The 24676-nt window shown below is 39.7% G+C and carries 23 protein-coding genes; 9 read left to right on the top strand and 14 right to left on the bottom strand.

Annotated features, from left to right (window positions below; genetic code table 11):
• Positions 1 to 65 precede the first annotated feature (65 nt).
• Positions 66 to 1001 (bottom strand): Abi family protein, encoded by a 936-nt coding sequence (locus VPHSUH08_RS04300; protein ID WP_105086827.1) that lies wholly within the window; start codon positions 999 to 1001, stop codon positions 66 to 68.
• Between the two features lie 356 nt (positions 1002 to 1357).
• Here VPHSUH08_RS04300 and VPHSUH08_RS04295 point away from each other — a divergent pair, with 356 nt between their 5' ends.
• The 9 genes from VPHSUH08_RS04295 (at position 1358) to rbsB (ending at position 8700) form a co-directional block, all read left to right on the top strand.
• Positions 1358 to 1879, top strand: a complete 522-nt coding sequence (locus VPHSUH08_RS04295; RefSeq protein WP_105086826.1) for a cysteine hydrolase family protein — start codon at positions 1358 to 1360, stop codon at positions 1877 to 1879.
• 108 nt (positions 1880 to 1987) lie between these two features.
• A complete protein-coding gene (locus VPHSUH08_RS04290; protein WP_004694229.1) occupies positions 1988 to 2644 on the top strand; it encodes an NAD(P)H-binding protein in 657 nt (218 codons plus the stop codon).
• Positions 2645 to 2881: 237 nt separating this feature from the next.
• Positions 2882 to 3163 carry a type II toxin-antitoxin system Phd/YefM family antitoxin gene (locus tag VPHSUH08_RS04285; protein WP_004694230.1) on the top strand — a complete coding sequence of 94 codons (282 nt, stop codon included), beginning with the start codon at positions 2882 to 2884 and terminating at the stop codon, positions 3161 to 3163.
• A 4-nt stretch (positions 3164 to 3167) separates the two neighbouring features.
• The gene (locus tag VPHSUH08_RS04280) at positions 3168 to 3494 is read left to right on the top strand and encodes a type II toxin-antitoxin system RelE/ParE family toxin (RefSeq protein WP_004697718.1); all 327 of its coding nucleotides are present in this window, start codon (positions 3168 to 3170) and stop codon (positions 3492 to 3494) included.
• Positions 3495 to 3834: 340 nt separating this feature from the next.
• Complete coding sequence (gene rbsK, locus VPHSUH08_RS04275; protein WP_105086825.1) at positions 3835 to 4725, top strand: ribokinase; 891 nt, start codon at positions 3835 to 3837, stop codon at positions 4723 to 4725.
• Between the two features lie 188 nt (positions 4726 to 4913).
• On the top strand, positions 4914 to 5327 hold the full coding sequence (rbsD, locus tag VPHSUH08_RS04270; RefSeq protein ID WP_101928637.1) for a D-ribose pyranase: 414 nt from the start codon (positions 4914 to 4916) through the stop codon (positions 5325 to 5327).
• Positions 5328 to 5371: 44 nt separating this feature from the next.
• On the top strand, positions 5372 to 6853 hold the full coding sequence (locus tag VPHSUH08_RS04265) for a sugar ABC transporter ATP-binding protein (RefSeq protein ID WP_105086824.1): 1482 nt from the start codon (positions 5372 to 5374) through the stop codon (positions 6851 to 6853).
• Entirely contained in the window at positions 6853 to 7788 is a 936-nt protein-coding gene (locus VPHSUH08_RS04260) for an ABC transporter permease (RefSeq protein WP_105086823.1), read from the top strand. The genes VPHSUH08_RS04265 and VPHSUH08_RS04260 overlap by 1 nt, the downstream gene beginning before the upstream one ends.
• 9 nt (positions 7789 to 7797) lie before the next feature.
• Positions 7798 to 8700 carry a ribose ABC transporter substrate-binding protein RbsB gene (rbsB, locus tag VPHSUH08_RS04255; protein WP_004694244.1) on the top strand — a complete coding sequence of 301 codons (903 nt, stop codon included), beginning with the start codon at positions 7798 to 7800 and terminating at the stop codon, positions 8698 to 8700.
• A gap of 54 nt (positions 8701 to 8754) precedes the next feature.
• Here the strand turns inward: rbsB and VPHSUH08_RS04250 are convergent, their stop codons facing one another.
• From VPHSUH08_RS04250 to VPHSUH08_RS04190, 13 genes are all read right to left on the bottom strand, one after another.
• Complete coding sequence (locus VPHSUH08_RS04250) at positions 8755 to 9153, bottom strand: hypothetical protein (protein ID WP_004694245.1); 399 nt, start codon at positions 9151 to 9153, stop codon at positions 8755 to 8757.
• A 133-nt stretch (positions 9154 to 9286) separates the two neighbouring features.
• Positions 9287 to 9769 carry a GNAT family N-acetyltransferase gene (locus tag VPHSUH08_RS04245; protein WP_105086822.1) on the bottom strand — a complete coding sequence of 161 codons (483 nt, stop codon included), beginning with the start codon at positions 9767 to 9769 and terminating at the stop codon, positions 9287 to 9289.
• Positions 9770 to 9886: 117 nt separating this feature from the next.
• Positions 9887 to 10660 carry an amino acid ABC transporter ATP-binding protein gene (locus VPHSUH08_RS04240; RefSeq protein ID WP_101928632.1) on the bottom strand — a complete coding sequence of 258 codons (774 nt, stop codon included), beginning with the start codon at positions 10658 to 10660 and terminating at the stop codon, positions 9887 to 9889.
• A complete protein-coding gene (locus tag VPHSUH08_RS04235; RefSeq protein WP_105086821.1) occupies positions 10657 to 11373 on the bottom strand; it encodes an amino acid ABC transporter permease in 717 nt (238 codons plus the stop codon). Before VPHSUH08_RS04235 ends, VPHSUH08_RS04240 begins: the two co-directional genes overlap by 4 nt.
• Before the next feature lie 6 nt (positions 11374 to 11379).
• Positions 11380 to 12096 carry an amino acid ABC transporter permease gene (locus VPHSUH08_RS04230; RefSeq protein WP_105086820.1) on the bottom strand — a complete coding sequence of 239 codons (717 nt, stop codon included), beginning with the start codon at positions 12094 to 12096 and terminating at the stop codon, positions 11380 to 11382.
• Positions 12097 to 12151: 55 nt separating this feature from the next.
• Positions 12152 to 12991, bottom strand: coding sequence for a transporter substrate-binding domain-containing protein (locus VPHSUH08_RS04225; RefSeq protein WP_105086819.1), 840 nt, complete (start codon positions 12989 to 12991; stop codon positions 12152 to 12154).
• Positions 12984 to 14474: an MmgE/PrpD family protein gene (locus VPHSUH08_RS04220; protein ID WP_105086818.1), complete on the bottom strand. Its 1491-nt coding sequence runs from the start codon at positions 14472 to 14474 to the stop codon at positions 12984 to 12986. Before VPHSUH08_RS04220 ends, VPHSUH08_RS04225 begins: the two co-directional genes overlap by 8 nt.
• 124 nt (positions 14475 to 14598) lie before the next feature.
• Entirely contained in the window at positions 14599 to 15714 is a 1116-nt protein-coding gene (locus tag VPHSUH08_RS04215; protein WP_105086817.1) for a glutathione S-transferase C-terminal domain-containing protein, read from the bottom strand.
• Between the two features lie 264 nt (positions 15715 to 15978).
• Positions 15979 to 16632 (bottom strand): pyroglutamyl-peptidase I, encoded by a 654-nt coding sequence (gene pcp, locus VPHSUH08_RS04210; protein WP_105086816.1) that lies wholly within the window; start codon positions 16630 to 16632, stop codon positions 15979 to 15981.
• A gap of 113 nt (positions 16633 to 16745) precedes the next feature.
• Positions 16746 to 17675: a DUF979 domain-containing protein gene (locus tag VPHSUH08_RS04205; protein ID WP_105086815.1), complete on the bottom strand. Its 930-nt coding sequence runs from the start codon at positions 17673 to 17675 to the stop codon at positions 16746 to 16748.
• A gap of 1 nt (position 17676) precedes the next feature.
• On the bottom strand, positions 17677 to 18426 hold the full coding sequence (locus tag VPHSUH08_RS04200) for a DUF969 domain-containing protein (RefSeq protein WP_105086814.1): 750 nt from the start codon (positions 18424 to 18426) through the stop codon (positions 17677 to 17679).
• Between the two features lie 188 nt (positions 18427 to 18614).
• Positions 18615 to 19100: a GNAT family N-acetyltransferase gene (locus VPHSUH08_RS04195; protein ID WP_004694271.1), complete on the bottom strand. Its 486-nt coding sequence runs from the start codon at positions 19098 to 19100 to the stop codon at positions 18615 to 18617.
• A gap of 518 nt (positions 19101 to 19618) precedes the next feature.
• Positions 19619 to 24577, bottom strand: a complete 4959-nt coding sequence (locus VPHSUH08_RS04190) for an ESPR-type extended signal peptide-containing protein (protein ID WP_105086813.1) — start codon at positions 24575 to 24577, stop codon at positions 19619 to 19621.
• Positions 24578 to 24676: the final 99 nt, after the last annotated feature.

Raw genomic sequence — 24676 nt, 5'->3', positions numbered from 1 at the left:
AAGCAACACCGAATTAACGATGCTGCCGCTTGAAACCAAAAATGGTTTTTCTATGTACTTAAATATTACCTTATGTGGAACCATGTGTCAATAGCTCTAATAAGCACATCAAATGTAGCTTTTATATTATCATTCAACCTATAATCATTATCTCGAAAAAAGCGTTTCTTAAGTTCATCTAATTCACCACATATATGTTTATGAACACCAGTACTAATACATATTCTTTGATGAGCATACATCGTAGTTAAGATTTGATAGGTAGAAATATGTCCCAAATGTCTACGTCTACTTGATGGTGATTTTATAAATTTAGCACATTCACGTTGTAAATCAGCATTAATACGTTTATTATGTGTAGAATTTATATCATTGATAATACAATTATTATGAGCACATGCATTCCGCAAACTTTTAACTGTATACATTAAGTATAATCGTTCTGTAATCTCAATATTTTGCAATAATTCTGCACAATATTTGTAGAAGTATAAATACTGTCCAAAGGAAATCATTTCTAGAAAAGCCCATACTGGACAACGTTTATTTTGATCATCAATATATTTAGCATATAAATTACCACAATATAAGCTACCACTATTTTTCCATAAGTCATGCTGTAATTGTTCAAAATTAGATTTCTCTAGCTGATTCATATATTCCTCAACTACATCATAGGGATCAATATTATTCTGCTGTAAAATAGATAATAAATGAACTTTGGAAAAATGCTCAATCCCTATAGCCATTTCTAACATGATTCGTCTCAATCTATTATCAATACATGCTAAATCTATTAAATAGCTAAAATCTAAATTTACATATTTTCCAGATTTTGAGGATTTTAAGAAGTTCTTCCTAAAGGCTCTAAGTTTAAAGTAGTTATTATTCTCTACTAAATATTGTTCTGCTTCCACTTCAGTAATATTATCAAAGGTAATACCTTTGGATATACTATGCTCTATCTGTTCTCTTGGTGTTAAAAACGGACCATCTGACATACAGTCGCTCCCTTCAAAATAACCAACCACACACAAACCAAAAGCAAAATTTATATATACAATTATACCACTTCTTAAATATATTCTACTCTATTGAAAAATCATCTTTCTTTTACATATAATATGGCTTAAACACCTACATTCTACTTAAGCAAAGTGACTTTTTGTATAACTTTTGTTGCCGCACCCGCATAGTGGATGGTTTTATAATTCGCGACTACGTCGCGAACCAGTCTAAAGGCAATAATAAATACCTCCTCTATCTTGGTGTATAATTATTATAATCTCCATATATTATTTAGTATTTCACTATAATTATAATAAACTCATCTTTTACCTTATCAGGGAGGTTCATAATGGCACAGGCATTAATCGTAATCGATATTCAAGAAGGCTTAGTTAAGGAAAACCCTTACAATGCGAAAAACTTTATCTCAAATACAAAAGCAATCATTCAACATTTTAGAGATCAAAATATAGAAGTCATTTTTATCAGGCATTCTGAAGATGAAGGCTTATTAGCAACGGGTAGTGATAATTGGCAAGTCTATCACGAATTAAAACCGCAAGAAAACGAAAAGATTTTCAATAAATATTACAATAGCATCTTCAAGGATACTGAATTAAAGGAATATTTAAACCGAAAAAATATTACCGATGTAACATTTGTAGGAATGCAAGTGGAATTTTGCATTGATACATCTGTGAAAGTAGGCTTTGAGTATGGTTATAATATCACCATCGTCGAAGATGCTATCTCAACCTTTGATAATGAGTATCTACCAGCCGATACAATCCTATCCTTTTACAAAGAAAAGATTTGGCGGAATCGATTTGCACAGCTAAAAACAACAAATGAAATGTTAAGCATCAATTAAATTACGAAAATAATACAAAGATTTTTATAATTTTTTCTCACGTATTTGTCATATATGTATGTTAAAATTTCATTAAATATTTATGCCCGAACATAGGAGGTCTTTTTTATGTATAAGTATATTACGATTTTAGGAGCTGCGGGCCAAATAGCTCAAAAGTTGACTGCTACACTATTAACATATACAGATATGCACATTACATTATATGGTCGTCAGTTGAAAACACGTATACCTCCAGAGATTATCGACCATGAACGCGTTACAGTGATTGAAGGTTCGTTCCAAAATCCTGGAAAATTAGAACAAGCTGTAACAAATGCGGAGGTTGTATTTGTAGGTGCTATGGAGTCTGGCAGTGATATGGCGTCCATCGTGAAAGCGTTGAGCCGCAAAAATATACGCCGTGTTATCGGTGTGTCCATGGCTGGGCTTTCTGGTGAATTCCCTGTAGCACTTGAAAAATGGACCTTCGACAACTTACCGATTAGCTATGTTCAAGGTGAGCGCCAAGCACGCAACGTATTGCGCGAATCCAATTTAAATTACACCATCTTGCGCCTCACATGGCTCTACAATGATCCAGAGAAAACCGATTACGAACTCATCCCTGAAGGAGCTCAATTCAACGATGCCCAGGTTTCACGCGAAGCAGTGGTAAAAGCCATCTTTGATATCTTACACGCTGCGGATGAAACGCCTTTCCACCGCACAAGCATCGGTGTAGGTGAACCAGGTACACACTATGACAAACCAAGCTTTCACTAATATATAAATAAATATTTTGTAAAAAAGAGAAAATACTATATACCAATACAAGACTATCTTCAATACGCTTGAAGATAGTCTTTTTATATATCATTTTATGATTAAAGTATCTAGTTAACCTCATTTGAATTAAATATCTCATATATATATTTGTATACTGCAATTATATCGTTTAAATGATATAATTACAGTATAAGAATGATGAACAAATACTTTTAAAACTATGAGGAGATAACTATGGGAATATTACGCGAAACAATTCGTCCATCCTCTGATTTACGAAATAAGTATCCTGAAATTTCTAAAACCTTACAACTTAAAGATGAGGCTGCCATTATTACTGTAAATGGTCGTGGAGATACCGTAAGTCTCGGCTATAATACATATAATATGTTAAAGTCAAAAATAGAATTATTATCCTCTCTTGTAGAAGGACAAAACGATATCATTCAAGGTCGCACCACTACACTTGATGAAGCTTTCAACAGTATCGATAAAATGCTAGATCAAATGGGGTAACTCTATGAAATCCCAACCCTACACAATCATTCCTACTGAAAAGTTCAATAAAGAGCTACATCAACAAATACTTTATATAGCTATGCAGTTTTCAAAAGAAACAGCTATACAAGTAAAAGAAAATATTCAAAATTCAATTTCAAATCTTATGAACCATCCATATATGGGGACTACACCTAAAATTAGAGCACTTAATGACAGTGACTTTCGAATGTTGATTTTAGAAAAGCTTATTATTTTCTACACAGTTGTAGAGGAAACTAGAACTATTTATTTAATCTCTATACTTGATCAACGACAGGATTATGTAAATATACTAAACGGATTATAACATTTGAACTAAACCAGTGCTTCTTTAAAAATTAAATACCCTTCAAAGTGGTATATCCTAAATCTAATCGGTACATTTTTACTCATGTAACATAGATTTTGGGTATACCTTTTTTATTCCTACATTTTATAGATATTTATATAGATAAACTCACGTATTTACGCTATACTAATAAATGATTAATATACACTTATAGGTATGTGAAAGCAAATGCCTCTTAGATTATCAATTATATTTATATATGCAACTTATTGTATAAAACACCCTAAGTTTTATGTATAAAAATAAATGATGGTCATTTTTAGTCCCAGTTAGGGTAGAGGCTTATTAAGGAGTTATTATGAATCGCATTGTTGTTATTGGCAGTTGCAACATGGATATTGTAGTCCTCGCGGATAAACGCCCTACTGCAGGCGAAACAATTATGGGCAACGAATTGCACATCGCTCACGGTGGCAAGGGCGCAAACCAAGCGGTGGCTGCGGCTCGTCTAGGTGCAGAGGTCACGATGGTCGGCTGTATCGGTGAAGATGCATACGGCCAAATGATTTTAGATAATTTAAAAGAAAATTTCATCAATACAGATTACATCGTTACGGTACCGAATACTACAACCGGTACAGCACACATTACATTAGCTGAAGGCGATAATAGCATCATCGTGATTGCAGGAGCTAATGCTAAGGTAGACCAGTCCGTAGTAGATAACGCTTGGTCTGCCATTGAGCAAGCCGATCTTGTAATGGTTCAAAACGAGATTCCTATTCCAACTATTGAATACATCGTTCGTCGTTGTCACGAGGCTAATGTGAAAGTCCTCTTAAATCCTGCTCCTGCAGCCGACCTCGATTCGGAATGGTTAAAATTAGCAACCTATATTACGCCAAACGAACATGAGCTATCTGCGCTCTACCCTAACCAATCTACAGAGGAGACCTTACTAGCTAACGAAAATAAAATCATCGTTACCCTTGGTAGCAAGGGCGTAGGATATGCGGACAACGGTGAAATCCACATCGTACCTGGCTTCAAGGTTGAGCCCGTAGATACAACAGGCGCTGGCGATACTTTTAACGGCGCCTTTGCAACGGCTATTGTTAATGGTAAAAGCTTAGCCGATGCTCTACACTACGGCAATGCAGCAGCTGCCCTCTCCATCCAACGCTTGGGGGCTCAAGGTGGCATGCCAACAAAAGACGAGGTCGCTGCATTCTTAGCAGAACACGTATAGATTGAACCGGTCTTTCAAAGCTCCACTGGCAGGGTCTGCCTTCGCAGGGCCAAAGTCGCTTTGAAAGGCCTATTCAATCCAAACTATACGTTCTTCAAGCAATGAATGCAACTGTCCTCTATATAGCAAAGAGAGTTAATGACTAAGGCTCTATAGCCTCAGCCATCGGAATAGATAAGGAGTTATTTATGCAACGACACGGTATTTTAAATAGCCATATTGCTAAGGTTTTGGCAGATCTTGGTCACACAGATACAATTTGTATCTCTGATTGTGGCTTACCGGTACCTGAAGGGGTTCAAAAAATTGATTTAGCCTTGGATTTTGGTGTACCTAGCTTTGAGCAAGTAGTATCCATCATCGCAAAGCATATGAAATCCGAAGCAGTTCATGTGGCAACAGAAATTAAAGAAAATAATCCTAAGGCTTATGACTTCTTGGAGTCTACCTTCCCATCTGATCAATACGAATGGATTGAAACGAGCCATGAAGCTTTCAAAGAAGCCACAAAACAATGCAAGTGCATTATTAGAACTGGTGAAGCATCTCCGTATGCCAATATCATCTTGCGCGCCGATTGTATTTTCAGCGATCGTCCGTAGAATAATAGATTAGAGATACTTTCACCAATCATATAGGAGTAGTTATGGAAATTGTTATGTCAGGCATTGCGAAGGCATTTGGTACTAACCAAGTGTTGCGCGATGTAAGTATTACCCTCAAGGAGGGCGAGGTTCACGCCTTGATGGGCGAAAATGGGGCCGGCAAGTCCACCCTCATGAATATCCTCACCGGTATTCACAAGGCAGACGCTGGTACCATCACCATCGACGGCGTAGAGCGCACCTTCCCAAATCCGAGAGAGGCCGAGCTAAACGGTGTGGCCTTCATCCACCAAGAGCTTAACATTTGGCCAAATCTAACATTGTTAGAAAATCTATATTTAATGAGACCAAAGCGCAACAAATTTGGCATGCTCGATAAAAAAGCAATGCTTGCTGAGGCGGAGCATATATGCCACGAATTAGGCATCGAATTACCGCTCACGACTGAAGCAGGTTTTTGTTCTGTTGGGCACCAACAAATGACGGAAATTCTTCGCATCTTGATGTTAGATGCAAAGGTTGTCATCATGGACGAACCAACTGCAGCCCTTACAGAGCGTGAAACGGCGACATTGTTCAACATGATGCGCAAAACGAAAGAACGTGGCGTGGCTATCGTATATATCTCTCACCGCATGGAAGAGGTATTTAGCGAATGCGACACAATTACGGTTATGCGTGATGGTCACACGATTATCACTAAACCTACAGCTGAGATTTCCGTAGACGAGGTGGTACGCCACATGGTAGGCCGTTCCATTGACGAGTTCTACCCTGCTCGTACGACAACACCGGGCGATGTGGTGATGAGCGTTGATAACCTCAAGCCAGAAGGTTTTAACAACGACATTTCCTTCTCCTTGCGCAAAGGTGAAATCCTCGGCGTAGCAGGTCTCATGGGCGCTGGCCGTACAGAAATTATGCGCGCCATTTTCGGTGTAGATAAACACAAAGGTGGCACCGTAACAGTAAACGGCTCCGTTCTAAACTGTAAAAAGCCAGAAGACGCCATCAAAGCGGGCATTGCTTTCATCACAGAAAATAGAAAGAGCGAAGGCTTGATCCTCGATTTCTCCATTGGTTCTAACATTACATTGCCGAATCTTGGCGAAATTTGCCCCTCTCATGTACTAGATAAGGGCAAACTTACGTCTTTTGCTGACGAATTGTCTAAAAAACTGGGCGTTAAAACTCAATCCATTCACGAGCCCGCATCCTCCCTATCTGGTGGTAACCAACAAAAGGTGGTTATCGCAAAATGGGTCGGTAAAAAACCATCCATTATCATCATGGATGAACCGACACGGGGTATCGATATCGGGGCGAAACGTGATATTTACGATTTAATGAACGAATTAACGAACGATGGTGTGTCCATTATCATGGTGTCCTCTGAGTTACCGGAAGTGCTCGGCATGAGCGACCGCGTTATGGTCATTCATGAAGGTCGCGTAGCAGGTATCTTGGACCGTAGCGATGCAACACCAGAATCGATTATGACATTAGCCACAGGAGGACAATAATGGACAGCAAAGCTCTACAATATGTAAAAAAATTAGGCCCCCTCATCGGCCTCATCCTATTATTTGTAATTATCTCTGTCATGAACGACAGTTTCCTTGAATTCTCTAACTTGCGTAACTTGTTGCGCCAAGTATCCATCAATGCAATTATCGCCTTCGGTATGACCTTCGTCATCTTAACTGGCGGTATCGACTTATCGGTTGGTTCCATCCTTGCCCTCTCTAGTGCAGTGATGGCAAACCTCATCGTAACTGGTACTGACCCTGTATTAGCTATCGTATTAGCCGCAGGTGCCGGCCTTGTATTGGGCGGTATTAACGGTCTCGTTATTACCTATGGCCGCGTAGCTCCATTTATCGCTACCTTGGCGACCATGACAATCTACCGTGGTGCGACGCTAGTATTCACAGACGGTAACCCAATCTCCGGTCTTACTCAAGATCCTCTATTCCACGGCTTTGGCCAAGGGGATATTGCAGGCCTTCCAGTTCCAGCGATCACAATGTTCCTAGCTTTCATCGCCCTTTGGTTCGTATTGAGCCGCACATCCTTAGGCCGTAAAACATACGCCGTAGGTGGTAGTGAAAAGGTAAGTTACATTGCTGGTATCAAGATTAACCGCGTTAAAATCTTCGTGTATGCCTTAACCGGTATGCTCTGTGGTATCGCGGGTGCAATCATCACCTCTCGTCTTAACTCTGCACAACCGACAGCAGGTGCAGGCTATGAACTTGACGCTATTGCAGCGGTGGTTCTTGGCGGCACAAGCCTTGCTGGTGGTCGTGGTCATATTGTTGGCACATTAATTGGTGCCCTCATTATCGGTACCCTCAACAACGGGTTAAATATTCTCGACGTTTCCAGTTTCTATCAACAAGTTGTAAAAGGTATTGTCATTTTATTGGCGGTTCTTGCAGACCGCAAGAAAGCCTAGGAGGTTCCTATGAAAAAACTATTGTTACTGTTGGCGATGGCTATCATGGTTATCGGTCTTGTAGCAGGCTGTGGTAAAAGCGCTGATAACGGCGGCGACAAAAAATCCGGCACAATCGGCTTCTCTGTTTCCACATTGAACAACCCATTCTTCGTAACTATGAAGGAAGGCGTTGAGGCTCAAGCTAAAGCGCTTGGTCTTAAAGTTAAAATCGTTGATGCTCAAAATGACCCTGCAAAACAAGCAAACGATATTTCCGACTTACTTGAAAGCGGCGTTTCTGTATTGATCATCAACCCTGTAGACTCTGCAGCTATCTCTACTTCCGTAGAAGCAGCAAATGCTAAAAACATTCCTGTAATCACTGTTGACCGCTCTGCTGATAAAGGCAAAGTAGTAGCTCACATCGCTTCCGATAACGTAAAAGGCGGCGAAATGGCCGCTCAACTTATCGCTGAAAAAGTAGGCAAAGCTGCAAAAGTTGCAGAAATCGAAGGTATCCCTGGTGCTTCCGCCACACGTGAACGCGGCCAAGGTTTCCACAACGTAGCTGACAAAGACTTAACAGTAGTAGCAAAACAAAGTGCTGACTTTGACCGTACAAAAGGTTTAAACGTAGCAACAAACATTTTGCAAGCTAACCCTGATGTACAAGCTATCTTCGCTCATAACGACGAAATGGCATTAGGCGCTATCCAAGCAGCTAAATCCGCAGGCAAAACAATCTTCATCGTAGGCTTTGACGGTACTGCTGATGCAGACAAAGCTGTTAAAGACGGCACATTGGCTGCAACAATTGCGCAACAACCGGACCAAATGGGTAAAATCGCTATTGATACAGCTCAAAAAGTTATCAAAGGCGAAGCTGTAGAAGCTAAAATCCCTGTAGATCTTAAAGTTGTTACAAAATAATTGTAAATAGAAACTGGGTACAAAAAAGAGTCGCATCCTTTGATGCGACTCTTTTTATTTTGGCTCTCGTTCCAAAAATTCTTTGAAAAACTCAATAAACTTTGGCAAATATGTTTGATCTAAACTTTCAATTGTCATATTACATTTGTAATTATAAGTAGTACAGATAGTAACATCTATCGCCAATGCACCCTTTTGATCTAACGAGAATGTTAAGGTATCCCCTTCTCCAGTTAATACATGGGTAAAGGTTGCTTTGCCTTTACACTTCTCATACAAATCGACTAATTCTTGATAGCCTTTACGAATTCCGGACCAATCGCTAGGATCAATATAGCCAGAACAGATATTATAGCCTCGTTTAATATATACGCCAAACACACCAAATTCAGATAACTCTACATCCATATCAAAAGCTATTGTTAAATTTGGTTCATTTACGATTTCATACATACTATTCACACTCCACAGACAAAAACAATTTCATTTATTATAACGTAACTATATGTAAAAATAAAATAGCGACTAGTTGATTATCTTAACTAGTCGCTATTTGTATGGTAGGACTTTAAAATTAGAGTTCTTATTACAGTCTTTTCTTAAAGAATATGGTCGTATGTACCTTTCCAGGTAGTTGTGTTCGTTTATATTCTTTAAAGCCAAAGCCTTCATACATTTTGGCAAGCCATGGATGTTCTGCGGCTGTACCAAGGGTTACGGCTGGTGTTTTATATACGTTGCGCAATAGGTCTTCTGCTTCGGCGAGGACTTCACGAGCATAGCCCTGTCCCTTATGTTCAGGGGCCGTCACAAAGTGTGCAATGTGCGGATATACATCTGGCGTAGCCTTTGGTATCCAAGGCATGCGGAATGAAATAGAGCATACCAAGGAGCCATCTACATAGAGACCAAATACAGGATATTTTAAGATCCACGCCCGAGATTCTTCTGGGCTAAAGTTAATAGCATCGAAGGATATAGGGTAGTTCTTATTCTCCGCATATCCTGCAATTAACACCTCGTGATATTCAGCCGCATCATCTACGGTTAATTGTCTAAATTCTTTCATTATGTACCTCGTTTAAGGCGACCTAACTCTAAAGATATTAGGTCGCCATTAATGTCTATATTACTAGGATAGCACGCATTACTATCGCTCTGTATTATTTATAGCACATATTATTATTTATAACGCTGCGCTATCTAGAGGTTGTTCACTATCAAGTGTAAGGTAACGGCTCAAGAATTTGCGTGTTCGTTCTTCTTTTGGATGTTCAAGAACAACCTTAGGGTCCCCTTGTTCTACAATAACGCCGCCTTCCATGAATACGACTTGGTCGGCCACTTCTTTGGCAAAGCCAATTTCGTGAGTTACGATAATCATCGTTACCTTTAACTCTTTTGCAATCTTGCGGATAACAGCCAATACTTCGCCTACGAGTTCAGGGTCGAGAGCAGAGGTAGGTTCGTCAAAGAGGATGACCTCTGGGTCCATCGCAAGGGCACGAGCGATGCCAATACGTTGTTGTTGGCCCCCAGATAATTGTACCGGATAGTAATCATCATAGCCTTCCATGCCTACTTCCTTGAGGAAGCGTTGTGCGATTTCACGGGCTTGAGATTTCTTCATCTTCTTAACCGTTACAAGGCCTTCCATAATATTTTCAATAACGGTCTTATTAGAGAACAAGTTATAAGATTGGAACACCATGGATGTGTTACGGCGTACGTTTAAGATTTCCTTATTAGATGCTTTATGTAAGTCTACGGAAATATCATTTAACTGCATTGTCCCTGCATCGGCCTTTTCAAGAAAATTAAGCGTTCTAAGGAACGTTGTCTTACCGCTGCCGGATGGGCCAAGGATAACCGTTACAGACCCCGTTGGTACATGTAAATCGATGCCCTTTAAAATTTCACGGTTCCCGAAGGATTTGTGAACTTGTTTAATATCTATCATAATGCATTACCTCGTTTATACTTGCTTGCATAGATTTCTAAACGATGGAAGATAAATTCAAAGGCAATCCCCATCACCCAGAATAGACCGGCCACCACGATGTAGGCCTCAAAATATTGTGAATTTTCCTCTGTATATAACTTTGCAGCGCCAAATAGTTCAATAACTGTGATGACAAATACGATACTCGTACTCTTCATGGTGTTAAGGAACTGATTTGTAAATAGTGGCAACGCAAAGACTGTAGCCTGTGGCAATACGATACGACGGAACGCTTGGAACCAAGTCATACCGATGGCCTGAGCCGCTTCCATTTGCCCTTTCGGTACCGATTGTAAGGCAGCCCGAAAGATTTCACTCAAATAGGCCCCTGTATGCAACGTCAAGCCTACAACGGCCACGAAGGTAGCTGGCACCTTTTCAAACGGCACATGCACCCCTGTTTGATCCTCTAAGGCGAGGAATAGAATTGGCAAGCCATAGTACACGAGGTATAAGAGAACCATATTCGGAATACTACGGCACAATAATACGTACAAGTAGCTGAGCTGACTGAGCACAGGTACTTTATTTTGTTGTAGCACGCAACTTAATAGCCCTAGGATTGTACCCAAACCAACGCTGAGAAAGGTAATCATGAGGGTTACTTTCACATAAGGAATGACAGCAAAGAAGGTGCCATAAATATAGGTTGAATCAATAATATGTCCCATAAACCCCTACTCCTCACTGATCAAAATGCGTTGCGTTTCTTTGCCCGCAACGGTAAAACGTTTTTCAAGTAATCGGCCCAAGAGGGACACGATGATAATTAAAATGCCATAAATAATGGCTGCGTCTACGAACAACTCAAGATAGCGCTGGCTATTGCCGCCCATGAGATCTGCCTTACGCATCATATCCACAACGCCGACGTTAAAGATGAGGGCCGTCCCTTTCAACATGCCGATAACGAGGTTCGTCAACGGTGGAATACTCATGGTGAAAGCCTGCGGCAAGATAATGCGCACATAGCTTTGGAACTCGGTCATACCAAGACTCTTAGCGGCTTCCTTCTCACCAGGTGCAACCGCATCAATACTGGAGCGCATGATTTCAGCACTATAAGCCGCAATATGCAATGTAAACACGGCATACACGAATACGAGACCCGGCACATTTCTCATGTTAAGCCCCATATGGGACATGATTTCTGGCACCCCAAAGTAAATGAGGAAGAGTTGTACCAAGAACGGCGTACCGCGCATAAAAGAGATAAAGACAATAAATAATTGGTTTAATACTGGTACCTTCTTGAGGCGAATGATGGCTATGATAGAGCCCCAAATAACACCTAAGATGGCAGAAATAACGGTGATGAGCACCGTTACGTGAACATAATTCAAGAGCTGTGGAAACGCTTGAATCATGTAGGACACATCAAAATACTTGCCCACAGTAGCACCTCGTTTCTAGACATAATAGAATAAGGCCGCCAAGGCGGCCTATTCGTTATTTTTGTGTTGGATCGAATGTGTAATCCCCACCAAGATATTGTTCAGAAAGTTTTTTCAACGTACCGTCAGCACGCATTTCTTTCATCGTTTTATCGATTTTTTCGTTTACTTGTTTCATGTCATCTGTACGTTTAGACAAGAAATAAGTTGGTACTACTGCCAATACATCGCCTACGGCTTTGAGTGGTAAGCCACGATCCTTAATAGCAGAGTTAATTACGTATTCGTACTCACCTGCTGCATCGGCACGACCGGTAGCAACGAGGTTCAATGTTTCGGCACCGGCTTTATCTGTATAGATCACTTCAATTTGCGGATTCGCTGTTTCGTTGAATTGTTTTACTAATTCGTTGAACTCAGAGGATGTGGTAACGGCAATTTTTTTGCCTTTCAAATCATCTAATTTAGAGATGTCGTTGCGGTCGTTTTTCACCACTAATTTACGTGTAGAGTAGTTGTTAACTTCGTTAGTGTAATAGTATTTCGCCTCACGAGTTGGATTGCGACGCATTTGGTTCGCAATCATGTCAACTTGGCCTGCATCCATCGCTACGAAGGCAGCATCAACGGCCATTGGTTTGAAGTTGAAGTGAAGATCCGGATTACGACGCTCAATTTCTTTCAACAACTCTACGTCAAAACCTGTAAGGTTGCCGTTATCATCTGTGTAGGAATAAGGACGAACTGTACCACGTGTAGCTACGTTAACCACTTTAGCATCTGGATTCACCTTTGTTTCTTTAGATGTATCATCACCGCAACCAGCCACAACAAGCACGCCTAGTGCCAATGCGCTGATGGCGAACAATTTCGTTAATTTCTTAGTATTAAACATGTAAAACTCCTTCTTTTCGCAATGTTTGCAAGAATGACTCTACCTTATCTATATTGGTAAAAGCCTCAATAACTCTATCTATTTGGTCAGCCTCCAAGGTGAGGCCTAATTTAATGCATATATCCTCCATAGTAAGAGGATTCTTCGGCGATCCTTTAGGATTATTTACCGTTTCTGTAAAAGTATCTCCATTTTTCAATGTAATGGTTACTTTCGTAATCCGCTCCGTTTGAGATACCTTCGGTAAATCATAGACACGCTCAATTCGTGACATATAGTCTCGTACTGATGAGTCTATGATATCTATCTTAAACAACTCGTCCTGTACCTCCCCATAAGCGAAGACTTGGTACACGACATACTCAATGGAAAACTGCCCTTCTCGACCTGTTTTTGGCGATGTATAACGCAAGGCCGCATCAGCACCAGGTGGAAAATGAACAGTCACTCTATCTATATCCTTCCAAAGGGAGAAATCGGGGGTGGCACATAATCTACATTGATCTTGTTCCTCTGTATCTGGTGAAAGGTAGTTATGTTTAGACACATACGAAGAAGATGTATATAGTCTATGTGCCACGGTTTCAGCTGCTTCAGCGCCACAAATGGCTGCCGAGCAATAAGGGTGGACTTTCATCCACAAACCAGGATCAATAAGTTGCCCTGGTGCTAACCAACGGCTAGCGATGTCATTTGATGTAACGGTAATATTACCGATTGTTTTAAACCAACCCCGTTCAGGGTCAAACGGTTTTGTACTTGTTTGAAGTGATGTATATTGCAACAGTTCGTAAGCCCACACACCATTGCGTGCTGCCAGTCCCGCATGGAGCGGCTTACCATCTGTACCACTTTGAAAGAACATGCCCGCCGATTGAGTAGCAGCCAAAGACAGGAGCTGAGCCAAGCTTTCACCATGAAGGCCTCGCAAAGCGCCTATAGCGGCCGCCGCCCCAATGACACCAACGGTCCCCGTAGAATGCCATCCTTGGGTCCGATGTTCAGGATTGATAAGGAAACCAATAATCCCCTCTAGCTCGGCACCGATGATATAAGCACGAAGGAAATCGTGCCATGTATCTGTCGGCTCGAGCACTGCCAATAAAGCAGAATATAAAACAGTACTGAAATGACCCGCCAAGTTCGCCTGGGCATCATCAAAATCTAGATAATGCGAAGCAAAGCCATAATACAAAGCCTTATCAGCTTTAGATACATTCTCTATTGCTAAGCCAGTATTGCCCTCTGATATAACCTTACCACTCAAAACACTGGAGTTCATGTCCCGGCTAACATCCGAGCTTATAGATGACTTAGCCCCTATAAAGCGAGCTAAGTCTTGAACGGCTTGTTCGTTCTCTGCTGGTGCTAAGGATGCCAGATAATCTAGGAAGGCAATACGAGCCACTGACAGGAGGTCTTCACGGTTCGTCACATTCGTTTGTTCTATGTAGTTCACAATCGTCTGTGTTACAGAATCCATAAAGTCTCCCTTTCAGTTATCTATAATTAAATATATATCGATTGATTCGTCAGTAATGTATCAGATTTCATAGTAAAAGATTTACTAAATACAGTTCAGACAACATATAAATTTACTGCCGTTTTTATTTACCAAATTTTTCAGCCCGATCATTCGGTTCTAACCAAATGGAGTCGTCTGGACCTTTTGGAACAAGGCGCGGTAGATCTTCAAATGGTGTATGGTCTACATAGTAGAAACGTTTACGCATAGAATCGAAGTCTGTTGTACCGCCGAATGCTGGATTAGAATACAAGTCCTTCGCATAGTTCCATAGGTTTGGATAGTCTACGAGACGTTTTTTATTCACCAAGTATTTTTGGTAGAATACGAGGTCAAAGCGCGCCAATGTTGGGAAAATACGAACATCTGAATCGGTAATCGTATCGCCCATCAAGTAACGTTGCTTGCTGAGGCGTTCTTCAAGCCAGTCCAAGCGAGCAAAGATACGGTCATAGTAGTACTCGTAATCTTTTTGGTTTGTTACGAGAGCTGCCAAGTTTACCGCTAAGTTAAAATCAGCGTAGATAATAACGTTCAACGCATCGATATCGGCACGTAATTCCTCTGGATAAATATCTGGTGCCTCAGGAGAGATGAAATCTTTAAAGCTCAATGCTAATTCCGTTGTTAACGCATGGTAGTCGTTGTTTACTACGGCACCAGTCGTAACATCTACAATGGCTGGTACCGTGGAACGTGCGTCATAGTTAGGATCACCTTTGCGATAGGCTTCACCTAAGGAGTGAATGCCTAATACAGGGTCTTTCTCATCCTTATCAAGGGTGAAGAACCAATCTGCAATAACACCTGCTGGACGCAATGGATCAACTGTACCTTTAGAGATTACCTTATCTAGACCGAGCAAATCGATGGCGATAGCAATGCGATGGGCCCAAGGACAATGCTTAGACCATACAAGGCGGTAACGATCTTTTTCTACAGGTAAAAACCCTGGTTCACTGCCAAAAGGTGTTGTGAATTGAGGCTCTTCACTATCAGAATATTTTTGACGACGGTTAAAATTCGATGCATCTTTACCTTCATACTCCTTTTGCTCCCCTTGAGAACGAGGGTTACTAGATTGAAACTCAGAAAAATCGATGGGGCAAGGATTCATGGCGCGTTGGAACTCAACTTCTTTTCGAGCTGCCGCAATGGTAGGATCCTTGATTTTACTTACATCTACGTGTTCACTCATTCTATACTCCTTATAGAGATCATCCCCATTAGCTTTATTCCACTTTTCATGGTGAAAGCTTCTGTGATATCCCTCAATTATTCCTACTAACTCAATATGATTATAAGCCCATATTACATTATATAAATACCTATGTCAATAGTAGGTATTTATATTTTATAATGATTATTAAAAATAAAAAGCTCGAGTTATATCGTTTCTAGATATAACTCGAGCTTTATTTAGATTATGTGTATTAAATAAACACTTACACTGGTAAGATTTTTATTCGTGAGGTGTTGTATAGTTAATATCTTGTGCCTTGTAGCTTTCACCATAAGCTAATACGTGAACGATGGTTTCCAATGTGGCACGTACAGTTTCAACAGCCATACTGGGTTGATTTGGTTTATCCACCACTTGGGATGGCAAGTATGGAATGTGCATGAAGCCCGCCTTAATATTGCTTTTTTGTGCTGCATAATGACACACGCCATACATCAAGTGATTGCATACAAAGGTACCAGCTGTATTAGAAACCTTTGCAGGAATGCCATTTTGATGCAATGCGTTAACAATGTTTTTAATTGGCAACGTTGCAAAATAGGCACTAGGACCATCGGCTACAACAGGTTCATCTTCAGGTTGGTTGCCTCCATTGTCCGGAATGCGGAAGTCATCGCAGTTAATAGCAACACGTTCCACTGTAATATCTGGGCGACCCCCTGCTTGACCTACACAGAGAATGAAATCTGGTTGGCACTCTTCAGCCGCCGCTTTTACAGTATCAACAGATTTATAACGAATAGTAGGAACCATTTGAGTCACTACCTTGTAGTCACCATCAGTATAACCATCCATTGTTTTTACCGCTTCCCAAGCGGGATTAATAGGTTCACCGCCGAATGGATCAAAGCCGGTAATTAAAATTGTTTTCATCACACTACCTCATAACAATATCTTATGGTTCATTAGAATAATCAAACATGATACATAATCTTAGAAGGATATATCATATAGTTTCATAAGCATATCGTACTTTCACAAAAGGGTTAAATAAAGTAATACATTAATAGAATATTTAATACAAGCATAATTAATGCAATTGGAAGTTGTGCTTTAATAACGCCGTATTGATCGCGCATTTCAAGGAGTGCTATCGGTACAATATTAAAGTTGGCCGCCATAGGTGTCATCAATGTACCGCAATAGCCCGCAAGCATTGCAATAGCACCGACAGCTGCTGGGTTAGCACCATGAGCTACAACGAGCATTGGGATACCGATGGCACTTGTAATCATTGCAAATGCGGCAAACGCGTTACCCATAATCATTGTAAAGATAACCATACCGATGCAGTAAGCCACAACAACGAGGAATACATTATCTGCTGGTACTACACTTGCGACTGCACTGGAGATAAGTTTACCAACGCCAGCCAAATTAAATAGATACCCAAGAGCCGCTAATAACTGGGACAAAATAGCAGTCCAACTGATAGCATCGATAAGTCGACGGCCTTCATGGAAACCTTGGTTAAGTTCGCCCTTTGTAATATAAAGAGCAGCACACATAGCGATGATTGCGGCAATACCTAGACCAACAAGAGCGCCTAACTTAGTAAAGAAACCAATGAAGAATGTAATAATACCAACAAGTAACGCTGGTACGAAGATAACATTACCAATACGAACAGCTTCGCCTTTTTTGAATTCGATAGAAGATTCAAAGTAATGGCCTTTGCCGAGTTGTTTTACTAATACGATAGCTGCCATAGCAATTACAAGCCAGCCATTAATTTCCTTGGAGAGATAAGAACCAAAGATAAAGGATATGCTATATAAGAGCCAAAATAAGCCTGTACCAATGCGATATTTATGTTCTTTATCTAAAAATGATTGAATAGCAAAGATAAATAGAATAATCCCTACGAGAAGATATACATAATCTAAGGGCTGCATTTTATAGAGTATTTCTAACATATTATTCAGCCTCCTTCTTCAATTCTTCTGGTGTAACAAGAATATTTAACTCATTAGGTACTAATTTACCAGCTTTCATATCCGCTTCGTCACGAGCTACAGAGGCTTGAATTGTTTTATCAAAGATAATAAAACGAATGAAGTTAACAATATATGCACAAATAGCAGTTGGCAATCCGTACAATACCATATCTGTTAACTCTACAGAATAACCTAATTGTTCCATAACGCCTTTGATGAGTAATAACCCACCAGCAGCAAGGAATAAGTTTTGACCGAAGAAGTTACCTATATTATCCGCAGAAGCAGCTACACCACGCACCTTATCAAGCGTACGTTGAGATACTGGACGACCTTGAGCTACCGCAGCTTCACTCATAGGAGCGATTAATGGACGAACCATGGCAACCATACCAGACATGTTAATACCAAAAGCTACTGTTACTTGGCGCACAAATAAATAAATCATAAAGATACGCCCTGCAGTAGCAGCGTTGATCTTGCCAATCAAAATTTCTGCCCGTTCACGTAAGCCGTGACGTTCCATAAGACCAATAACAGGTAAAATCAAAATAAATAATGACATATAACGATTTTTAACAAAGGCCTCCCCAATAGCACCAACAATATCATTGATACTGAGACCACCTGCAAGGCCCGTTACAAAACCTGCGGCTACGACAACTAACAAGGCATTAAAGCGTAGCATTAGACCGATGACCATCACTAAAATACCTGACAAAATCAACATATGGACACATCCTTTCTACAAATCATCCATAACACATATAACCATAAAGATACGTTATATGTATATATTATATACTGAATAGTCATAATCTTACACAAAAAAATACCTTGTATCTAAATTTAGTGAATGTCCCTGATCTGCGATCAGAGCATAAAACACTCAAATAGAGTACAAGGTAATTTACGTAATTAATTTAATTCTTTCTTAAATAATATAGTTGTATGCTGTTTTCCTCTAAAATGAACCTTATCATACGCCGTAAACCCAAAGGATTCATACATTTTAGGCAACCACGGATGCTCCTTAGCCGTTCCTAATGTAACAATATGTGTTTTAAACTGTTCTTTTAAAAGCTCCTCTGCATAGCCCAAGACTTCCCGTGCATATCCTTTGCCTTTGAAAGCTGGTGCCGTTACAAAATGAGCAATATGCGGATATTTATCCGGCGTTGAGTATTTCACCCAAGGCATACAAAACGTAATAGAACTAACTAATTGCCCATCAATATACAAGCCGTATACAGGATAATTTTCAATCCATTCCTTAGATTCCTCTTCCGTAAAATCAATGGCATCGAAGCTAATGGGATAGTCTTTTATAGCTGCGTAACCATCGATTAATACCTTATGATATTCTGCTGTGTCTGCAACTGTTAATTGTCTAAATTCTTTCATGGTCTTTCCCTCATATCTATATTTTTATTCACAAACTACGAATATTAATTCACTTTGTGAAAGTAATTATACACCTATATGTATTTATTTGCAATATAATTACATAAATATTATATGAAATTATAATATCTATAAAGAGGATCTCATATGGAGTGCCATAATATATACACAGAAGAAACTAATAACAAGATAAAACTATTGAGACAAATAAGTTATCAACTACGCCATATTGATAGATTTATATTACGTATTCTATTTTTAATCAAAAAGAATGACACCAACCATAAAATGATTGATGCCAAAGAATACTCATAAGATAAAATTGTAATATTTGACGGATAGCAAAAATAAATTATGTCTCCTTAATAATAGTATTATACATATAAGGAGACATAACTCAAAATCTTTTTAAAACACTTTTAAAAATATACGTTATAAATGATATATTTACGCCCTATCATTGGACATCCAATCACAATAAAACAGATTTTTTCTCATATGAAAATCTTTCGATTCTATTAACCGCGACCTTTAATAACGCGAACACGTTGAATATCAGGCGTACCATCTTTATGTTTAGAAATAGTATCTACTCTGATACGTTCAAGTTCTGGTTGGAATTCTTTAAGTGCTCTAACCATTTGATCATCGGCGACAGCACCGTTTTGAATAGCCCTGTAAATTAATGCAGCCATTTCATAACGAGTCATCATACGATCTCCACCAAATTTACCGTCTGGATAACCCACAATAATACCATTACCTGCTAATGTCGCCACATAGTCGTATGCCCAATGGTTTTCAGGTATATCTGGGAAAAGTTGCATCTTATCCAAATCCAAGGAGTTGAGCTGTTTCCCCTCAGAAACCTTCATGAGTATGCCCTTCACATTTTCAAGCTCAGCACGAAGATCTTTGATTTCTTTCGCCATTGCTACTCTAGAAGTAGACACATGATTGCCTTGACCGATTTTCATGCTAACACCAGCGTTCAACATATTTTCACCGCCGCCGAAGGAACCACCTACACTAAATAGAGTATCCTCATTTGGACGATAGAATGCACCGATTGAAGCTGCATGAGCATCTTTGTAGTTACCATAGCCTGCAGCGATATCCCATTTATCATCAGGATCGAAATCTAGAGGGTGAAGTGCTGCCAATGCGGCTGCCCCTGCACCAACCCTATTCATACGACTATCAATATTCTTGATATTTCCACCGATTTCTTTTAATTGACTTACATTAACGGCATCCGAATCAGACGTACCTGCTGCAACATTGGTGATTTTCTTATTACCTGCATTGATACCAGTTTCTGTGATGCTAGGACCATTCTTAATTGTCAAGCCATTATTGTTCATTATGGTATTACCAGTTGTTACAGATTTAAATGTCGGTGTATCGATTACAGATACTTTATAGTCTACACCACCAATTGCATTTGTCCCTTTAATTACGCTAATATTGTTACCTTCCGATACGGAAGAGTATTTACCTGCCCCATTAGCTACAGCCTTCAATTGGTCTTCTGTTGCCGCTTGACCACTAGTTATGTTAGCAGGGTCCCAGGTCTTATTAGTCAAATTATTCACTGTACCAGCTGTGCCATTAACAGTTACTTTACCTGCTTGTATTGTTCCTTCAGAACCCTTAATAGAAATTTGCTTATTAGGATCTGTTCCAAGAGTAATATCATCATTGAGGTTTACTTTATAAGTCTTAGATCCATCATTATTAGTTATGGAAGTTACTGTTGTATTTTTACCATTCTCTAGTTTTGTTGTAGCACCAGCTACCGCTTTACTCAATTGACTCACATTTACTGCATCTGTAACATCAGTACCGTCAGCGACATTAGTAATCTTCTTTCCACCCGCATCGATACCAGTCTTAACAATCTTGGGACCACCATTAATAGTCAATCCATCAGTATTCATAACAGTATCACCGGTAGTTACGCTGTTCAAACCTTTCAAGTCCTTAGCTAGACGAACTTTTAAGTTGCTATCACCATCGGATATAACACCGATATTGTCATCAGTAGTCAATTTACTTACATCGGTAATACCACCGACTACATTCACTTGTTCGTTAAGTTTCTTCTTGATAACAGCGCCTGTATCACCGCCATACTTCATACCGTCATCTAAAGTTGCAACATCATGCTTGTCGCCATTCTTTTCTTCGATTACTAAGCGAGTAATATTTTTGCCATCAATACCAGATTTTCCCTCGCCCCCCTTGATAGAAATAGCGTTATTACCATCCTTGCCATTCAAACCAATAGATCCATCTTTACCATTGATAACAACAGTTGAACCATCTTTACCGTTAACTCCGATGGAACCGTCTTTGCCATCAATACCTTTCTTACCAAGGACTAGATCATCATTTACATTAACTTTGTAAGGATTAGCAGCTGAGCCATCACCTTCAACAGTTGTATTTTTACCATCTTTAAGAATAGTCTTACCTGCTGCAATAGCGTCTTTCAGTTGACCAACATTTACTGCATCCGTATTATCAGTACCAGCCGCTACATTAGTAATCTTCTTATTGCCTGCATCGATGCCGTTCTTAAGAATCTTAGGACCACCATTTATAGTCAAGCCATCCGTATTCATAACGGTATCGCCGGTAGTTACACTAGTCAGATTTTTCAATTCTTTTGCTAATTTAACATTAAGCACACCATTTGCAGATACTACACCAATATTGTCATCAGACAATTTATTAGTATCAGCACCACCTTTGATATCTAACTGTTCACCTAATTGTTTATTGATAACAGTTGTATCATCGCCTTTGAAGTTTAAGCCTTTTACAATGGTTTTATTGATATTTGTAATATCATTTTTATTATTTTTTACACCGTCACTAACATATTTTAATTGGTCTTCTGTTGCTGCTTGACCATGTACAACTGTAGGATTATCGATATCCCATATACGGTTAGTCAATTCATTTACCGTACCGGCGCCAGTTATTTTAACTATTCCCGCCTTAATATCACCTGTTGTACCATGAATTGTAACCTTATTTCCAGCTGTAATCGTACCAGTAGTACCATCTACAACGACTTGTTTATCAGCATCTGAACCGAGAGTAACCTTATCGCCTAATCCAACTGTATATTCTTTACCGCCAGCAGCGTTAACTCCTTCTGTAACGGTTACGTTAGCATCTTTAGCTTTTACAGTTGTTGCTTTGGCTGTACCACCAATGGCGGCATTTAATTGATCCACATTGACAGCATCAGTTCCAGCAGTACCTGCTGCTACATTAGTAATTTTTTGACCACCCGCATTCAAACCATCTTTATTGACATAAGTCTTCCCATTAATAGCCAAGCTACCATCAGGCCCTAAGTTAATATCTTTTTTAAGTTTAACATTTAGTTGAGTGCCATCAGATTCTACACCAATATTATTATCTGTCAAGTCCGCAGAAGCACCACCCTTAATAGATAACTTATCACCCAATTGCTTATTAATATCTGTACCAGTATCACCAGCGAAGTTCAATCCTTTTGCAATAGTAGTATTGATATTTGTGATATTCGTTGTATTCGTATCTTGTTGTACTTTGGATGCGATATCTGTCAATGTAACTTGTTTTTTATCGCCTTTATCATTAGCTACAGTCAATACCATGTTGCCATCACTGTCAACTTTATATTTACCTTGGCTATTTGGATCAGGGTTTGCTACCAAACGATAGTCCCCTTTTCCCACTTCGGTAAATACATTACTCAAATCGACATTGACTTTACCTGTATCGTTACGTTCCAATGTCAACATTTTACCATCATTGGATACACTACCACTTGTAACAAAGTTATTTTTAAGGCCTGTCACATTAGCAATCAAACCATTTGTACCAGTTAGATTTGCAATGCCATCACCATTAGCTTGATAAGTTGCGGTACCGCCGGTCACGTATTTATCCTTTGCATCAACGATACGGTTAATATCTCCGATATTAGCACCATTTGTAATTACATCTCCACCGCTAGCAACGCCTGTAATCTGTTTGTTCCCCGCATTAATACCATCTTTTACGATTTTTGGACCTCCGGTAATAGTCACACCGTCAGTATTCATAACCGTATTACCAGTTGTTACACTAGTCAGATTGTTAAGTTCTTTAGCCAATTTAACATTCAGCGTATTTATTCCATCGGATACCACACCAATATTGTTGTCGCTCAATTTAGATACATCTGTTACCCCGCCAACAACATTAGTTTGTGCACCTAGTCTTTGAATAAATTTATTATCCGTAGCTCCTGCAGCCTTTACATCACCTGCATACACTACGCCTTTATTCACTTCAGTATTCACCGCATATAATTGGCTACCATTTATAGCATCGGTAGATGTAGCAGAAAGACGTCCAGCTGCTACGTTAGTAATGGTACGCTCTACACCTGTCTTGCCAACACTTACTGTAGAAGTAGGATTAATGCCTGCAAAATTATGTATTTCTCCATTGACCGTTTCAGACGTAGTACCAACTGCTGTTGCAGTTTCAGATCCAGAACCGATAGCTACAGCATTTTCATTCTTTGCATTTGCTTCATTACCGATAGCTACACCATTCTTTACTGTTACGTTAGCCTTATTACCTATTGAGGTACCATTTAATCCAGTAACAGAAGTCGAAGACCCTATGGCAGTGCCATCTACTGCAGTAACATTCGTGAGTCTACCAAGTGCCGTTGCTCCTAAAGCTTTTGCTTTGGCTTGATAGCCAACAGCTGCAGACTGCCCACTCGTAGCATTTGACCATGTTCCAATCGCCACACTAGCATCATCTTCAGCCACCGCATTTGTTCCCATAGCAATAGACCATCTTCCCTTTGCCTGCGCATTACCACCAATTGCATAAGCATAGGTATTTGTAGCTTTCGCTAAACTTCCCATCGCCAAAGAAGATTCTTCTTGAGCATGAGCAACGCTACCAATAGCAATAGCATGAGTCTTATCCGCTTTTGCGTCTCCACCAATAGCAGCAGCATATTCTCCAGAAGCTTTAGCATTTGCACCTACAGCAACTGCATTTTTAGCTGATGCATATGCTACGCCACCAATAGCAGTAGCATTTTGAGCCGTAGCATTTGAGCCTCCACCAAGAGCAGTCGAATATTGAGCCGAAGAATTACTATGAGCACCTATCGCCAAAGCAACTGCACCTAAAGACTTAGCATAACCACCTATTGCCACATTATTAGGATCAGATCCTGTCTCAGTTCCATTTCCCAATGATATACCTGATCCTGTTCCTTCAGGAATTACTGCATGAACAGTGTTCAATGGCAGTGCTATACTTCCCACCAATGCAAGTGCACATAAAACAGTACACGCACTCGTTCCACCACTTCCGCTGATTTTTCCACGATTATTGGCAAATTCCGAAACAACCACATAACATTTTTTCACCCGACTCCAAATGACTTTATAAATCCGGTTCATAACACTCCTCCTAAATTTTTTCTGTTACACTAACTAATTACACTAAAAATACACTATATATTAAGATAAAAGATATATACTCTCTGCCAAAAACACCTC

The sequence above is a fragment of the Veillonella sp. S13054-11 genome (genome assembly GCF_002959795.1).
Classification (GTDB): domain Bacteria; phylum Bacillota; class Negativicutes; order Veillonellales; family Veillonellaceae; genus Veillonella; species Veillonella parvula_E.
The sequence above is the reverse complement of the archived record's forward strand: the minus strand, read 5'-3'. Positions and strand labels throughout refer to the sequence as shown.

Bases quoted from the DNA above. Each gene is read 5' to 3' on its own strand.
- VPHSUH08_RS04290 (WP_004694229.1), top strand. From the start codon at position 1,988: ATGTATAAGTATATTACGATTTTAGGAGCTGCGGGCCAAATAGCTCAA.
- rbsB (WP_004694244.1), top strand. From the start codon at position 7,798: ATGAAAAAACTATTGTTACTGTTGGCGATGGCTATCATGGTTATCGGT.
- VPHSUH08_RS04300 (WP_105086827.1), bottom strand. From the start codon at position 1,001: ATGTCAGATGGTCCGTTTTTAACACCAAGAGAACAGATAGAGCATAGT.
- rbsK (WP_105086825.1), top strand. From the start codon at position 3,835: ATGAATCGCATTGTTGTTATTGGCAGTTGCAACATGGATATTGTAGTC.
- VPHSUH08_RS04220 (WP_105086818.1), bottom strand. From the start codon at position 14,474: ATGGATTCTGTAACACAGACGATTGTGAACTACATAGAACAAACGAAT.
- VPHSUH08_RS04280 (WP_004697718.1), top strand. From the start codon at position 3,168: ATGAAATCCCAACCCTACACAATCATTCCTACTGAAAAGTTCAATAAA.
- VPHSUH08_RS04215 (WP_105086817.1), bottom strand. From the start codon at position 15,714: ATGAGTGAACACGTAGATGTAAGTAAAATCAAGGATCCTACCATTGCG.
- VPHSUH08_RS04195 (WP_004694271.1), bottom strand. From the start codon at position 19,100: ATGAAAGAATTTAGACAATTAACAGTTGCAGACACAGCAGAATATCAT.
- VPHSUH08_RS04265 (WP_105086824.1), top strand. From the start codon at position 5,372: ATGGAAATTGTTATGTCAGGCATTGCGAAGGCATTTGGTACTAACCAA.
- VPHSUH08_RS04235 (WP_105086821.1), bottom strand. From the start codon at position 11,373: ATGGGACATATTATTGATTCAACCTATATTTATGGCACCTTCTTTGCT.
- pcp (WP_105086816.1), bottom strand. From the start codon at position 16,632: ATGAAAACAATTTTAATTACCGGCTTTGATCCATTCGGCGGTGAACCT.
- VPHSUH08_RS04200 (WP_105086814.1), bottom strand. From the start codon at position 18,426: ATGTTGATTTTGTCAGGTATTTTAGTGATGGTCATCGGTCTAATGCTA.
- VPHSUH08_RS04295 (WP_105086826.1), top strand. From the start codon at position 1,358: ATGGCACAGGCATTAATCGTAATCGATATTCAAGAAGGCTTAGTTAAG.
- VPHSUH08_RS04190 (WP_105086813.1), bottom strand. From the start codon at position 24,577: ATGAACCGGATTTATAAAGTCATTTGGAGTCGGGTGAAAAAATGTTAT.
- VPHSUH08_RS04245 (WP_105086822.1), bottom strand. From the start codon at position 9,769: ATGAAAGAATTTAGACAATTAACCGTAGATGATGCGGCTGAATATCAC.
- VPHSUH08_RS04250 (WP_004694245.1), bottom strand. From the start codon at position 9,153: ATGTATGAAATCGTAAATGAACCAAATTTAACAATAGCTTTTGATATG.
- VPHSUH08_RS04205 (WP_105086815.1), bottom strand. From the start codon at position 17,675: ATGTTAGAAATACTCTATAAAATGCAGCCCTTAGATTATGTATATCTT.
- VPHSUH08_RS04285 (WP_004694230.1), top strand. From the start codon at position 2,882: ATGGGAATATTACGCGAAACAATTCGTCCATCCTCTGATTTACGAAAT.
- rbsD (WP_101928637.1), top strand. From the start codon at position 4,914: ATGCAACGACACGGTATTTTAAATAGCCATATTGCTAAGGTTTTGGCA.
- VPHSUH08_RS04225 (WP_105086819.1), bottom strand. From the start codon at position 12,991: ATGTTTAATACTAAGAAATTAACGAAATTGTTCGCCATCAGCGCATTG.
- VPHSUH08_RS04260 (WP_105086823.1), top strand. From the start codon at position 6,853: ATGGACAGCAAAGCTCTACAATATGTAAAAAAATTAGGCCCCCTCATC.
- VPHSUH08_RS04240 (WP_101928632.1), bottom strand. From the start codon at position 10,660: ATGATAGATATTAAACAAGTTCACAAATCCTTCGGGAACCGTGAAATT.